Genomic DNA, 13,367 nt, shown 5'->3' on the forward strand with positions numbered 1-13,367 from the left:
CCCGATGCTTTCCTTTCTGCCCGGCCTGATCCGCGTGCCGCTGGTCATCCTGCTGCTCGTGCTCAACGTGCTGCTGCACGTGCTGCCGTTGTTCGCGCTGACCTTGCTCAAGCTGCTGCTGCCGTTGGCGGCATGGCGGCGCCTGTGCTCGCGCATGCTGGTGGCGATCGCGGAAAGCTGGATAGCCGTCAACAACGCACTGTTCGAGCTGTTCACGCGCATCCGTTGGCAGGTGGACGGCCTGGACGGCCTGCGCCGTGACGCGAATTACCTGGTGCTGGCCAACCACCAGAGCTGGGTGGACATTCCGGTGCTGCAGAAGATCCTGAACCGGCGCATCCCGTTCCTGCGCTTCTTCCTGAAGAGCCAGCTGATCTGGGTGCCGCTGCTGGGGCCGGCGTGGTGGGCGCTGGATTTCCCGTTCATGAAGCGCTACTCACGGGAAACCCTGGCGAAGCATCCCGAACTGCAGGGCAAGGACCGGGAGGTTACCCGCCGCGCTTGCGCGAAATTCAGCCAGCTGCCGGTGTCGGTGATGAACTTCGTCGAGGGCACCCGCTTCACGCCGGTCAAGCACGACGCGCAGGGCTCGCCCTACCGGCATTTGCTGCGGCCGCGGGCCGGCGGCGTGGCCTTCGTGCTGGATGCGATGGGGAATGGCCTGCAGGCCATCCTGGAGGTCGCCATCGCCTATCCCGGCGGCCCGTGCAGCCTGTCCGACCTGATCGCCGGGCGCCTGCGCGAGGTGCGGGTGAGCCTGCGCCAGCGCCCGATCGAGCCCGGCCTGCGCGGTGACTACGAGGGTGATGAGGCGTTCCGCCAGCGTTTCCAGGCCTGGATCAACGGCTTGTGGCGCGAGCAGGATGCACGGATCGGGCAACTGCTGGAATAATCACGCCGATGCCGCGCGCTCGACTGAATACCGCGTGAGGCGGCGGAACCGGCGCCATGCCCGCCGTTGGACAGGGCGCGGTAAGCTTGCGCGGGCGGTGATGCCGCTGTGAAGGCAGCCATGGAACTGCCGTGGAAACCGGTCGAAGGGGTAGAGGATGACGCTGGATCGAGACCAGACAAGCCGGATAGGCGCGAGGCTTGCCCATGGGTGAGGCGACGCGCCCGTCGACGGAATCGAGCGAAGCCCGCGGCCATGGCGTGCTGCAGGCCATCGCGCGGATGTCGTCCACCCGTGCGAATTACTGGGTGGGCCAGGCCGCCGATTTCGTGGTCAGTTTCGCCCTGCTCGCCGCGGCGTTCTGGGTCGACCACAGCCGCCCGCTGCAGGCGGTGCTGGTGCTGCTGGTGGGCCTGTTCGTCTTCAGCTTCATCGAGTACGCCTTCCACCGCTGGCTGTTCCACGGGCCGGTGCCGCTGTTCGAGGAAGGCCACACCTTGCATCACGAGAAGCCGCTGGGCTTCGACTCGCTGCCGTTCTTCTTCCCGCCGGCGGTGATTCTGCTGCTTGCCGCGGTGCTGGCGCTGGTGCTGCCGACCGCGATGGCACTGCTGCTCGCCGGCGCGATCGCGCTCGGCTATGCGCTGTACGGTTTCAGTCATCTGATCATCCACCGTCGCCGCTTCAGCCATCCGCTGGCGCGCAAGTGGGCGGCGGTGCACCACGTGCACCACCACCATCCCGACAAGAACTACGGCGTCACCTCGCCGCTGTGGGATTTCCTGCTGGGCACATGGTACGTGTCCAAGAGCAAGGTGCGCGTGCGCTGAGCGACATCGGCCACCGGCGAGAGCGGCTTGTAGGAGCGGCTTCAGCCGCGATCGGCGCGAATCGCGGCTGAAGCCGCTCCTACAGGCGCTTTTCAGCTCGTCGGCAGGCCGCAGAGTTCCGCACCGTCGGCATCCACGCGCAGCACCGAACCCTGCTCGTACCAGTCGCCCAGCACGATGCGCTCGGCGGGCTGGCCGTCGAGTTCGAAGCGGTGGATCGCGGGGCGGTGGGTGTGGCCGTGGATCAGCCGCGTCGTACCGGTCTCGCGCATCGCTTGCGCCACGGCGTCGGCATTGACGTCCATGATGGCTTCCATCGTGCGGCCGGTGTGGGCGCGGCTTTCCGCGCGCGATTTCGCGGCGAAGGCGCGACGCGCCGCCAGCGGCATGGCGAGGATCTGCGCCTTCCACTCCGGCGTACGCACCTGCCTGCGCACCGCCTGGTAGGTCGTGTCGTCGGTGCACAGCACGTCGCCGTGCATCAGCAGGGTGGGGTGGCCGTGCAGCGTGTGCACGGTGCCGTCCACCAGCAGTTCGAAGCCGGCGCGGCGGGCGTAGTCCTCGCCGAGCAGGAAGTCGCGGTTGCCGGCCATGAAGTACACCGGAACGTCGGCTTCGCGCACGGCGCGGGTGGCGGCGGCGATGCGCCGCGGCAGCTCCGCGTCGTCGTCGTCGCCGATCCAGGCCTCGACCAGGTCCCCGAGGATGTACAGCGCATCGGCGCGGCGCACCTCGTCGCTGGCGAGGTAGCGTTCGAACAGTGTGGTGATCTGCGGCCGGCTGTCGTCCAGGTGCAGGTCGGCGATGAACAGCGTGCCCATCAGCCGCCCTGCGCCGGTTTGCGGGCGCTGCGTTTCGCGGGCTTGGGCGTGGTGGCGGCGGGTTCGGCCGGGGCGGGTGCGCTGGCCGCGGCGGCAGGCGCGGCTTCGCCGACCACCTGGGCACCCTCGATCACCACCAGCGGGTTGGGCACGTCGGCGGCGAACGGCCCGATGCCACGAGTGGGCAGGGCGGCGATCTTGTCGACCACGTCCATGCCCTTGATGACCTTGCCGAACACCGCATAGCCCCAGGTGGGACCGCTCAGGTTGCCCATGAAATCCAGCCGGCGGTTGTCGACCAGGTTGATGTAGAACTGCGACGTGCCGGAGTTCGGGTCGACGCCGCGCGCCACCGCCACGGTGCCGCGCAGGTTGGACAGGCCGTTGTCCGCTTCGCTGGGGATCGCCGGACGGGTGCGCCGCGGCTGCAACTCGCGCGTGTACAGGCCGCCCTGGACCAGGTAGCCGGGGATCGCGCGGTGGAACACCGTGCCCGCGTAGAAACCGTCGCGCACGTACTGCAGGAAGTTCGCCACGCTCTTCGGCGCCTTGTCCGGATACAGCTCCAGCGTGATGTCGCCCTGCGAGGTGTGCAGCACCACCTCGGGATTGGCCGCGGCGGGCGCCGGCTTGGCGTCTTGTGCCTGCAGCGCGGGCGCGAGCAGGGCGGCGGTGAGGAGCAGCAGGGCGAGCTTGAGCTTGGGCATGGCGTCGGGTGCTTCGAAGTATCCGCGCATGATACGCGGCCAGACTGGTACGTGTGCCTTCTGGAGTTCGGGGCTGTCTTGAAGAGTGCGGCCATGGATGGCCGCCCGTTTGATTCTCGCGATCAGGATGATCGCAAAAGCCTTGAAGAGTGCGGCCATGGATGGCCGCGGGTGGCGCTTGGGCGTAGTCCAAGCTTGAAGCTTGCTGCGACCTGCCGCGCTGCTGCGATTCCGGATGAATCGCACTGGTACACCCTGAATCAAACCGCGGACAGCTCCAGTTCCATCCCCAGCTCCGCCATCGGCGCCTGTTCCTGCTGCAGGTCGGCCTCGCTGAGCGGGTGCTGTTCCAGCCACGCCGCCGGCAGTTGCAGGCGCAGCCGCTGGCGGGTGGCGGCGAGTTTCATGGGTGGCAGCGATTCGGCGCGGCGGCCGCGGCGGAACAGCACCGCGAGGCGCAGCAGCGCCGTGGTGTAGCGGGCCAGCTGGCGATAGCGCTGGGGCAGCGTGGCGATCACCGCCTTGTCCGGCTTGCGACGATGCAACTCGACCACCGCGGCGAGCAGCTGCTGCTCCTGCCGCGAGAAGCCGGCGAGGTCGGCGTGGCGCAGGATGTAGGCACCGTGGTGATGGTGCTGGCTGTGCGCGATGGCGAGGCCGATCTCGTGCACGCGCGCCGCCCAGGACAACCACTCGCGCGCCTCGCCATCCAGCTTCCAGGCCTTGGCGACTTGGTCGAACAGCTGCAGCGCGGTGGATTCCACCCGCCGCGCCTGGGCGCGGTCGACGCCGTAGCGGCTGGCCAGCGCGTCGATGCTGCCGGTGCGCGGGTCGCTGCCGGCGGCGCGACCGAGCAGGTCCCACAGCAGTCCTTCGCGCATCGAGCTCTCGCACACGCGCATGCGCGCGATGCCGAGCGCCTCGAATGCGGCCTCGAAGATCACCACCGCGCCGGCGAGCACCGGCGCGCGTTCCTCCACCAGGCCGGGCAGTTTCAGGGCGGCGATCGAGCCTTGTGCCAGGATCGCGTCGCGCAGGCCGGCCAGCGCGGCGGGGGTGATGCCGTCGTCGGTGAGCTTCATCGCCTGCACCACCGCGTCGATCGCCTTGGCGCTGCCGGAGGACCCGTAGGCCTCCTGCCAGCCCGACTCGCGGTAGTCCTCGGCGAACTGCTGCAGCAGCACGCCGATCTCGCCGCGCGCCCGCTGCCAGCGCTTGCGGTTGAGCTTGCCTCCGGGGAAGAAGCGCAGGGTGGAGGCGATGCAGCCGGCCTGCACGCTCTCGGTGTGCAGCGGCGCGAGGCCGCGGCCGATGATGAACTCGGTGCTGCCGCCGCCCACGTCCATCACCAGCCGCGGTTCGCGCGAGGCAGGCAGGTCGTGCGCGGCGCCGAGGAAGATCAGGCGGCCCTCCTCGCGGCCGGACACCACCTCGATCGGATGGCCCAGCGCGGCCTCGGCCGCGCCGAGGAAGGCCTGCGGCGCGGCCAGCCGGCGCACCGTGTTGGTGGCCACCGCACGCACGCGCTGCGAAGGCAGGCCGGCGATGCGCTGGCCGAAGCGTGCCAGGCAATCCATCGCGCGGGCGCGGCGGTCGGCATCCAGCGAACCGTCGCTGCGCAGGCCGGCGGCCATGCGCACGCTGTCGCGCAGGCGGTCGATCACCCGCGGCTCACCGTGCTCCATGCGCGCCACGATCAGGTGGAAGCTGTTCGAGCCCATGTCCACCGCGGCGAGCAGCTCGCCGTCGCGGATCGGGGTCTGGTCGGCCTGGCTCAAGCGGTGGTTCCTGGCTGTGGCGGATGAACGTGGCGGCAGCCGCCGCAACCCGCATCATGCCGTATCGAAGCGCTCACGGGCACAGCTTGTCCAGCAGCGCCTGCTGCGCGCTGTAGGGCGCCTGCCGGCCCGGCGTGGCGCGGGTGTAGCGGCCGTCGCTGTCCAGCAGCCAGGCCTGGGTGTTGTCGGCCAGGCCGTTGGCGAGGGTTTCGGCGTAGACGCGGGCGGCCAGTTCGGGGTCGCGGATCGGGAAGGCGATCTCGATGCGGCGCATCAAGTTGCGCTCCATCCAGTCGGCGCTGGCGCAGTAGATCTCCGGCGCGCCGTCGTTGCCGAACCAGTACACGCGGCTGTGTTCGAGGAAGCGGCCCACGATGGAGCGCACGCGGATGCGTTCGGAGATGCCGGGCAGGCCGGGGCGCAGGGTGCAGGCGCCGCGCACGATCAGGTCGATCTCCACGCCGGCCTGCGAGGCGCGGTACAGCGCCTCGATCACGTGTGCCTCGTTCAGCGCGTTGAGCTTGGCCACGATGCGCGCGGCGCGGCCGGCGCGGGCGAGTTCCGTTTCGCGCTCGATGCGCTCCATTACGCCGGTGTAGAGCGTGAACGGCGAATGCAGCAGGCGCTTGAGCGCGATGCGCGGGCCCAGGCCCGAGAGCTGCTGGAACACCTTGTGCAGGTCTTCGCCGATCTCCGGATCGGCGGTCATCAGGCCGATGTCGGTGTAGGTGCGACTGTTGATCTGGTGGTAGTTGCCGGTGGAGAGGTGGGCGTAGCGGCGCAGCGTGTCGCCCTCACGGCGCACGATCAGCATCATCTTGGCGTGGGTCTTGTAGCCGACCACGCCGTATACCACCTGCACGCCGGCCTCCTGCAGGCGCGTGGCGAGGCGGATGTTGGCCTCCTCGTCGAAGCGCGCGCGCAGCTCGATCACCACGGTGACGTCCTTGCCGTGGCGCGCAGCCTCCACCAGCAGGTCGACCAGCGGCGTGTCCTCGCCGGCGCGGTACAGGGTCTGCTTGATCGCCAGCACCTGCGGATCGGCGCTGGCCTGGCGCAGCAGGTCGATCACCGCGGCGAAACTCTGGTAGGGATGGTGCAGCAGCACATCGCGCTGGGCGATCAGCTCGAACTTGTCGCGGCTGCCTTCCAGCCCGGCCGGCAACTGCGGGGTGAAGCGCGGGTACTTCAGTTCGGGGCGGTCCAGCCAGTCGCAGATCAGCCCGGCGCGGATGATGTTGACCGGGCCGTCGCAGCGGTAGACGTCGGCCTCTTCCAGCTGGAAGTTCTGCGTCAGCATCGCGGTGATGGCCTGCGGGCAGTCGTTGGCGATCTCCAGCCGCACCGGTCGCGCGTAGCCACGCCCTACCAGCTCTTCGCTGAGTGCGCGGGCGAGGTTGTCCACTTCGGCCTCCTCCACCATCAGCTCGCTGTTGCGGGTGACGCGGAACTGGTAGGAGCCGACCACCTTGAAGCCGGGGAACATCAGGTCGACGAAGGCCTGCAGCAGCTCGGCGAGGAACACGAAGTGCTCGCCTTCGCCGCAGACCTCGGCGGGCAGGCGGATGATCCGGGGCAGCGAGCGCGGCGCGCGCACCAGCGCCATGTGGCCCTCGTGGCCGAACGCGTCGCGGCCCTTCAGCACCACCGCGATGTTCAGCGTCTTGTTGAGGATGCGCGGGAACGGATGCGCCGGGTCCAGCCCCAGCGGGGACAGCACCGGCAGCACCTCGTGCTCGAAATAGCCCTGCAGCCAGCGCCGCTGGCGCGGACTCCACTGCTTGCGGGTGAGGACGTGGATGCGCTCGGCGTCCAGTTGCGGACCGAGTTCGTCCCGCCAGATCGCGTACTGCTCGGCGACCAGCTCCAGCACGCGGCTGCGGATGCGCGCCAGCAGTTCCGGCGGCGACAAGCCGTCCGGCCCCGGCGCGGCCGACCCGTAGGCGTGATGGTGCTTGAGCATCGCCACGCGCACCTCGAAGAACTCGTCGAGGTTGTTCGCCACGATACTGAGGAAGCGCAGTCGTTCCAGCAGCGGCACGGTTTCGTCGCGGGCCATCGCCAGCACGCGGAAGTTGAACTCCAGCGCGGCCAGCTCGCGGCTGAGGAAAAGCTCGGGTGCGGCGAGGTCGGGGTGTGCGGGCGCTTGGGCGACGGGGCGTGACATGCGTGCATTCTGGCGCAAGCGCGCCGGCCGGTGCGCGACGTACCGCATGCTGCTTCAGCTTTCGTCGTGGCCGTTGGCGGGCGCGAGCAGGCGCTCGGGGCCGAAATGGCAGGCGAAGGTGGAGCCGCGGCCCGGCTCGCTCGTTATGCTCAGTCGCGCCTGGTGCAGGTTCAACACGTGCTTGACGATGGACAGGCCCAGCCCGGTGCCGCCGCTGCCGCGCGAGCGGCTGGAGGAGACGCGGTAGAAGCGCTCGGTGAGCCGGGCGAGGTGGCTGGCGGGGATGCCGTAGCCGGTGTCGCTGACCGAGTAGGTCGCGCCGTCTTCGCTGCGTTGCCAGCGTATCGTGATGCTGCCGCCGGCCGGGGTGTAGCGCACCGCGTTGCTGACCAGGTTGGACAGCGCGCTGTGCAGGTCCTTGGGCGAACCGAGCAGGTCCAGCCCGGCATCCGCTTCCACCGCGACGCGATGGCGGCCCTGGCTGAGCGCCTCGGCCTCCTTGCGCAGCGTGGCCAGCAGCGGCGCCATCGGCACGCGCTCGTCCTCGACGCGGTGCTGGGTCTCCAGCCGCGACAGGGTGAGCAGGTCCTCCACGATCTGACCCATGCGCTTGGACTGCGCGCGCATCTCGCCGAGCACGGGCGCCAGCGCGGGGGCGTCTTCGGGGTCGATCAGTTCGAGGTAGCCGTGGATCACGGTGAGCGGCGTGCGCAGCTCGTGCGAGACGTTCGCCACGAAGTCGCGGCGCATCTGTTCGAGCCGGGTCACGTGGCTGGTGTCGCGTGCCAGCAGCACCTGCTGGTGGCGGCCGAACGGCAGCAGGCTCACGCTGATCTGGCTGTCCGGGCGGCCGGGCGCCACGGTGTCGTGCAGCGGCTCGCGCTCGTCCTGGCGCAGCCAGTCGACCAGCTCGGAAGCCGGCAGGTGCTGGCCCAGCGGCGCGCCGCGGTCGTGCGGGGAACGCAGGCCCAGCAGGTTTTCCGCGGCATGGTTGAACCAGCGCACGCGCTGGTCCGCGTCGAGCAGCACCACGCCGTCGGGCAGCTGGCTGGCGGTGCGGCGCAGGTCGCGCAGACTGGAGGCGAGGCGGCGGGTGCGCGTCATGAGTCGGTTGTGTTTCGCGGCGGCGGTCGGCGACATGATGGGGCGCGCCGGATGACGGTCGCGGGTCAGCAGCAAGACGATTTCCGCGATGGCGACGATGGCCACGCCCGACGCGACATGGCCGCCGGCCAGCCAGCCGAACAGCGCGCCGGCGACGAGGGCGGCTAGGCAGGCAGCGGGCAGTTTCCAGCGGGGAGTGGTGGGCATCGGATGGCTGGGCAGCGGCTGATGCGAAGAGCTTACAGGCGTTCCCCTCACCCCAGCCCTCTCCCCCAAGCGGAGCTCGGGGGAGAGGGAGCCCGGCGGTCAGGCGCTAAGCGAGAAACGGTAGCCGCTGCCGCGCACGGTCTGCACCATGTCTTCCAGCTGCCACGGTTCCAGCGTCTTGCGCAGGCGGCGGATGTGCACGTCCACGGTGCGCTCCTCCACGTAGACGCTGCCGCCCCACACGTGGTCGAGCAGCTGCGCGCGCGAGTACACGCGCTCGGGGTGGGTCATGAAGAAATGCAGCAGGCGGTATTCGGTGGGGCCGATCGTCACCGGCTCGTCGCCCGCGTAGACGCGGTGCGCGGGGCCGTCGATTCGCAGCCGACCCAGCTCCACCACGCCGTCGCCATCGTCGCCGTGGCTGCGGCGCAGCACCGCCTTGATCCGCGCGATCAGCTCGCGGGTGGAGAACGGCTTGACCACGTAGTCGTCCACGCCGGCTTCGAGGCCGTTGACGCGGTCCATCTCCTCGCCACGCGCGGTGAGCATGATGATCGGGATCTCCCGGCTCAGCTCCTCCTTGCGCAGGCGGCGCGCCAGTTCCAGCCCGCTCATGCCCGGCAGCATCCAGTCCAGCAGGATCAGGTCGGGCACCTGGTCGGAAATGGCCAACTGGGCCGCGCGGGCGTCGGCGGCGTGCATCGCCTCCATGTCCGCCTTGCGCAGGGCGAAGGCGATCATGTCGCGGATCGAGGTCTCGTCTTCGACGATCAGGATGCGTTTGTGCACGCGTCGGCGTCCGTTGGCCTGTGACCGTGATATTGCAATGCAGGAATGTTACGCGGCGATGACATGGGGTATTTGTTCGCCCATTCTCGAGTGCAAGGATCAAAGTGCGGCCACTCCTGGCCGCATTTTCAATAAGAGCCTGCACCCAGGCCGAAACACAGGTTTCCCGCGCAGCGCTCGTTTCCGAGCTGTTGCGAGCCGTTCCGGGTGGCGGGGTTGTCCGGCGTCTCGATCTTGCGCTTGCGCAGTTCCAGCACCAGCGGGGTGAGTTCGGCGATGCGCGCCTGGATGCGCGCGCGGGCGTAGTAGCTGAGGTCGTCGCGCTTGAGCAGGTTTTTCAGTTGCTCCATCGCGTCGAACGGGCGGCCCGAGTAGTAGCTGGCGTCTGCGAAGGCTTCGCCGGCGCGCTCGCCGTCGCCGGCCTTCTCGCTGGCGCGGGCGTAGGCGCTGTAGATCTCGGGCTGGTCGCTGTTTTCCAGCAGCGGGCGCAGCAGGTCCGCCGCGGTGCCGGCCTGGGTCTTGTCGCCGCCGTCGGTGAGCGCGGTGGCGTAGGCCAGCGCCACCGCCTTGTTGCGTGGCGACTGTTCGTTGAGCCCGTGGTACAGCGCCAAGGCCGCGTCGCGCTGGCCAGCCTGCAGTTCGGCGTCGGCCAGGGCCAAGTTGAGGATCAGGCTGTCCTTGTGCGCCTTCAGCAGCGGCTGCAACTGTGCCATCGCCTGCGCGCCGCGGCCGCTGTGGGTGAGCGCCAGCGCGTAACCGTAGCGGTTGGCCGGCGTGTCGAAATCCGGGTGGTCCTTGAGGTTGCTGCCGTACCAGGTGGTCAGCCGCATGGCATTGCCGGCCAGTACCCGAACCCGTTCGCGCATCAGCGCATAGGTGTCGAGGCCGTTCGGGTCGGCCGCGTTCCGGTCGAGCCGGAGCGGCGCGCGCACGAACGGCATCGGCGCGGTGATCTGCTCCCATTGGCCCTTGAGCAGGGTATCGCCGGAGGGGCGCAGCTTCTGCGCGGCGATCAGCGCGCCGGCCCGCGCCTTGGCGTCGGCGATGCGGTCGCTGGTGACCGGATGGTCCTGCAGGAACGAGGGTACCTGGCCGCCGGCGCCGGCGCTCATCACGTCCTCCATGTGCCCGAAGAACGCGGCCATCGCGTTCGGGTCGAAGCCGGCGTTCGCCAGCGTCTGGATGCCGGCGCGGTCCGCCTCGATCTCGTCCTTGCGGGTGAAGTTGATCTGTTTCTGCGCGAGCAGGCCCTGGCCGCCGGCCAGCACCGCCATCGGTGCGTCGCCGGCGCCGCGGCCGGCGGTGCCGGCGGCGATCGCGCCCAGCAGCACCAGCGCCATCAGCGGCGCGTCCTTCTTCGAGGCCTCGAACGCGCGCTGCAGGTGGTTCTGGGTGATGTGGCCGATCTCGTGGGCGATCACGCCGGCCAGCTCGCTCTCGTTGCGGGTGATCGTGATCAGGCCGGAGTTCACCGCGATGTAGCCGCCGGGCGCGGCGAAGGCGTTGATCTCGTCGTCCTTGACGATGAAGAACGCGAAGTGGTCGCGCGGCCTGGCGCAGGCGGCCACCAGGCGAAAGCCGAGGTCGTTGATGTAGTCATCCAGCAGCGGGTCGTCCACCACCATGCCAAGCGCGCGCATCTGGCGCAGCATCGCGGCGCCGTAGTCCTGCGCTTCCTGCGGCGAGATCAGCGCGTTCGCCGAGCTGCCGAGGTCGGGCAGGCGCACGTTGTCCTGCGCCCCGGCGGCAAAGGCGAGGCCGGCGAGGATCAGGGCGGTCAGCAGGCGCTTGGCGGGGCGTCGTGGCGACATGGGCATGGGTTTGCGGGACAATGAGCGACTGCTGCGATCATCCTTGATCGCGAGGATCAAACGGGCTGCCATCCTGGCCACACTATTCAATAGATGACCGCGTGCGGCGGTGTCGGTTCACCGTACAGCGGCTTGTTCCAGGGGCTTTCGCCCCCATTTTGCGGCGCAGGCAATCGGAGTTTCGTGATGTCCAAGATCGAAGTCTATTCCACCGCGGTCTGTCCGTACTGCGTGGCAGCCAAGAACCTGCTCAAGGCCAGGGGCCTGAGCTGGGAAGACATCCGCGTGGACACCGATCCCGCGCAGCGCGAAGCCATGCTGGCGCGCAGCGGCGGCCGCCGTACCGTGCCGCAGATCTTCGTCAACGACCAGCTGGTGGGCGGCTACGACGACCTGGTGGCCGCCGAGCGCAGCGGCAAGCTGGCCGAATTGCTGGGCGCAGCCGCATGAGCGGCGGCCAAGGCTACGGCAAGGACGGCGGCAAGGATCGCCTGGCCGAGTTCACCGCGTTCCGCCAGCGCATGAACGAGCGCATCCTCGCCGAGGACAACCAGGTGGTGCGGCGCTTCTTCGCGCTGGACACGCAGACCTACAAGCCCGGCGCGCTGGACGTGAAGACCAAGGAGCTGCTGGGCCTGGTCGCCTCGATGGTATTGCGCTGCGACGACTGCATCAGCTACCACGTGGCCCAGTGCAAGGAGGCCGGGGTCAGCCGCGAGGAGTTCTTCGAGACCTTCAGCGTGGGCCTGGTGGTGGGCGGTTCCATCGTGATCCCGCACCTGCGTCGCGCGGTGGACTTCCTCGACCAACTGGAAGCCGGCGACGCCGTGCCCGGCGGCTGCAGCGACCACGCCTGACGCTGCTTTCTCCCTCTCCCCGATGGGGAGAGGGCTTGGGGTGAGGGGAGGTTCTTGCGACAGCGTCAGTTCGAGACTCGCTCCGATCGGGCGTCGCCGCAAGATTGTCCCCTCACCTCGATCCTCTCCCCGGGGGAGAGGAAGAAGAGTCCGAGCATGCGAGTTCCCGCAACGCTGCGTGCGAGGATTTTCAACGCCTTGCGCATGCTCCCGGCTGTTCGCTGCCGTATGGATGGGCGATAATTGCAAGGTTATCGATCCGGTGCGCCGCTCTCCTGGCGCCGATCGACGGTTTCATTCCCCAAGGAGTTTTCCCCCATGAGCAAGACCATTGCGGTGATCCCGGGCGACGGCATCGGCCCGGAGATCATGACCGCCACGCTGCGCGTGCTCGATGCGCTGGACTGCGGCCTGACCTACGACTTCGTCGACGCCGGCATGGTGGCGCTGGAGAAGCACGGCGACCTGCTGCCCAAGGCCACGCTGGACAAGATCGCCGAGCACAAGGTGGCGCTGAAGGGCCCGCTGACCACGCCGATCGGCGGCGGCTTCACCTCGATCAACGTCACCCTGCGCCGCCATTTCGACCTGTACGCCAACGTGCGTCCGGCGGTGAGCTTCCCCGGCACCAAGGCGCGCTTCGACAACATCGACATCATCACGGTGCGCGAGAACACCGAGGGCGCGTACCTGTCCGAGGGGCAGAGTCTGTCCGAGGACGGCGAGACCGCGATCTCGATGGTGCGCAACACCCGCAAGGGTTCCAGCCGCATCGTGCGCTACGCGTTCGAGCTGGCGATGAAGAAGGGTCGCAAGAAGGTCACGGCCGTGCACAAGGCCAACATCATCAAGACCGCCTCGGGCCTGTTCCTCAACGTGGCGCGCGAGATCGCCAAGGAATACCCGCAGATCGAGTTCAACGAGATGATCGTGGACAACACCTGCATGCAGCTGGTGATGAAGCCCGAGCAGTTCGACGTGATCGTCACCACCAACCTGTTCGGCGACATTCTGTCCGACCTCTGCGCGGGCCTGGTCGGCGGCCTGGGCCTGGCGCCGGGCGACAACATCGGCGAGCACGCGGCGATCTTCGAGGCCGTGCACGGCTCGGCGCCGGACATCGCCGGCAAGGGCATCGCCAACCCCTGCGCGCTGCTGCTGGCCGCGTCAGACATGCTCGACCACCTGGGCATGGTGGACAAGGGCGACAAGCTGCGTGCCGCGATCCGCGACACGATGACGAACGACCGCGACAGCGTGACACCGGATCTCGGCGGCAATGGCAGCACCGAGAGCTTCGGTGCCGCCATTGCAAAGCGCGTCGCGGCCTGAACGCTCGCGACATGACCATGCAAGGCCGCGGCATCGCCCGCGGCCTTGCCGTTTTTGGAGCGTGCGGTGGCG

Annotated in this window: 12 protein-coding genes; 5 read left to right on the forward strand and 7 right to left on the reverse strand. The window is 68.9% G+C overall.

Going from position 1 to position 13,367, the window contains the following annotated elements; genetic code table 11:
- Positions 1-4 precede the first annotated feature (4 nt).
- Both B0E52_RS05730 and B0E52_RS05735 read left to right on the forward strand, forming a co-directional pair.
- Complete coding sequence (locus B0E52_RS05730; protein WP_077482496.1) at positions 5-892, forward strand: acyltransferase; 888 nt, start codon at positions 5-7, stop codon at positions 890-892.
- 206 nt (positions 893-1,098) lie between these two features.
- Complete coding sequence (locus tag B0E52_RS05735) at positions 1,099-1,722, forward strand: sterol desaturase family protein (protein ID WP_077482498.1); 624 nt, start codon at positions 1,099-1,101, stop codon at positions 1,720-1,722.
- Positions 1,723-1,814: 92 nt separating this feature from the next.
- Here the strand turns inward: B0E52_RS05735 and lpxH are convergent, their stop codons facing one another.
- The 7 genes from lpxH to B0E52_RS05770 all read right to left on the reverse strand — a co-directional run bounded on the left by lpxH (position 1,815) and on the right by B0E52_RS05770 (position 11,112).
- On the reverse strand, positions 1,815-2,543 hold the full coding sequence (gene lpxH / locus B0E52_RS05740) for a UDP-2,3-diacylglucosamine diphosphatase (protein WP_077482500.1): 729 nt from the start codon (positions 2,541-2,543) through the stop codon (positions 1,815-1,817).
- A complete protein-coding gene (locus tag B0E52_RS05745; protein WP_077482683.1) occupies positions 2,543-3,250 on the reverse strand; it encodes a peptidylprolyl isomerase in 708 nt (235 codons plus the stop codon). The genes lpxH and B0E52_RS05745 overlap by 1 nt, the downstream gene beginning before the upstream one ends.
- A 260-nt stretch (positions 3,251-3,510) precedes the next feature.
- Entirely contained in the window at positions 3,511-5,028 is a 1,518-nt protein-coding gene (locus tag B0E52_RS05750; protein ID WP_077482502.1) for a Ppx/GppA phosphatase family protein, read from the reverse strand.
- A 73-nt stretch (positions 5,029-5,101) separates the two neighbouring features.
- Positions 5,102-7,195 carry a polyphosphate kinase 1 gene (gene ppk1, locus B0E52_RS05755; RefSeq protein WP_077482685.1) on the reverse strand — a complete coding sequence of 698 codons (2,094 nt, stop codon included), beginning with the start codon at positions 7,193-7,195 and terminating at the stop codon, positions 5,102-5,104.
- 54 nt (positions 7,196-7,249) lie between these two features.
- Complete coding sequence (gene phoR / locus B0E52_RS05760) at positions 7,250-8,506, reverse strand: phosphate regulon sensor histidine kinase PhoR (protein ID WP_077482504.1); 1,257 nt, start codon at positions 8,504-8,506, stop codon at positions 7,250-7,252.
- 99 nt (positions 8,507-8,605) lie between these two features.
- Positions 8,606-9,295 (reverse strand): phosphate regulon transcriptional regulator PhoB, encoded by a 690-nt coding sequence (gene phoB, locus B0E52_RS05765; RefSeq protein ID WP_077482506.1) that lies wholly within the window; start codon positions 9,293-9,295, stop codon positions 8,606-8,608.
- Between the two features lie 128 nt (positions 9,296-9,423).
- Positions 9,424-11,112 (reverse strand): M48 family metalloprotease, encoded by a 1,689-nt coding sequence (locus tag B0E52_RS05770; protein ID WP_077482508.1) that lies wholly within the window; start codon positions 11,110-11,112, stop codon positions 9,424-9,426.
- Between the two features lie 180 nt (positions 11,113-11,292).
- On the opposite strand from B0E52_RS05770, the gene grxC reads away from it, so the two are divergent.
- The 3 genes from grxC to B0E52_RS05785 all read left to right on the forward strand — a co-directional run bounded on the left by grxC (position 11,293) and on the right by B0E52_RS05785 (position 13,295).
- Positions 11,293-11,556 carry a glutaredoxin 3 gene (gene grxC / locus B0E52_RS05775; RefSeq protein WP_077482510.1) on the forward strand — a complete coding sequence of 88 codons (264 nt, stop codon included), beginning with the start codon at positions 11,293-11,295 and terminating at the stop codon, positions 11,554-11,556.
- Positions 11,553-11,963, forward strand: a complete 411-nt coding sequence (locus B0E52_RS05780) for a carboxymuconolactone decarboxylase family protein (protein ID WP_077482513.1) — start codon at positions 11,553-11,555, stop codon at positions 11,961-11,963. Before grxC ends, B0E52_RS05780 begins: the two co-directional genes overlap by 4 nt.
- Before the next feature lie 318 nt (positions 11,964-12,281).
- A complete protein-coding gene (locus B0E52_RS05785) occupies positions 12,282-13,295 on the forward strand; it encodes an isocitrate dehydrogenase (RefSeq protein WP_077482515.1) in 1,014 nt (337 codons plus the stop codon).
- Positions 13,296-13,367: the final 72 nt, after the last annotated feature.

Origin of the sequence: Rhodanobacter sp. C06 (assembly GCF_002001105.1) — a bacterium.
In the GTDB taxonomy this organism is placed as follows: Bacteria; Pseudomonadota; Gammaproteobacteria; order Xanthomonadales; family Rhodanobacteraceae; genus Rhodanobacter_A.

Excerpts from the sequence above, each read along its gene's own strand:
- B0E52_RS05770 (WP_077482508.1), bottom strand. The coding sequence starts at position 11,112 with ATGCCCATGTCGCCACGACGCCCCGCCAAGCGCCTGCTGACCGCCCTG.
- B0E52_RS05785 (WP_077482515.1), top strand. The coding sequence starts at position 12,282 with ATGAGCAAGACCATTGCGGTGATCCCGGGCGACGGCATCGGCCCGGAG.
- lpxH (WP_077482500.1), bottom strand. The coding sequence starts at position 2,543 with ATGGGCACGCTGTTCATCGCCGACCTGCACCTGGACGACAGCCGGCCG.
- phoR (WP_077482504.1), bottom strand. The coding sequence starts at position 8,506 with ATGCCCACCACTCCCCGCTGGAAACTGCCCGCTGCCTGCCTAGCCGCC.
- ppk1 (WP_077482685.1), bottom strand. The coding sequence starts at position 7,195 with ATGTCACGCCCCGTCGCCCAAGCGCCCGCACACCCCGACCTCGCCGCA.
- B0E52_RS05730 (WP_077482496.1), top strand. The coding sequence starts at position 5 with ATGCTTTCCTTTCTGCCCGGCCTGATCCGCGTGCCGCTGGTCATCCTG.
- grxC (WP_077482510.1), top strand. The coding sequence starts at position 11,293 with ATGTCCAAGATCGAAGTCTATTCCACCGCGGTCTGTCCGTACTGCGTG.
- B0E52_RS05780 (WP_077482513.1), top strand. The coding sequence starts at position 11,553 with ATGAGCGGCGGCCAAGGCTACGGCAAGGACGGCGGCAAGGATCGCCTG.
- B0E52_RS05735 (WP_077482498.1), top strand. The coding sequence starts at position 1,099 with ATGGGTGAGGCGACGCGCCCGTCGACGGAATCGAGCGAAGCCCGCGGC.
- B0E52_RS05745 (WP_077482683.1), bottom strand. The coding sequence starts at position 3,250 with ATGCCCAAGCTCAAGCTCGCCCTGCTGCTCCTCACCGCCGCCCTGCTC.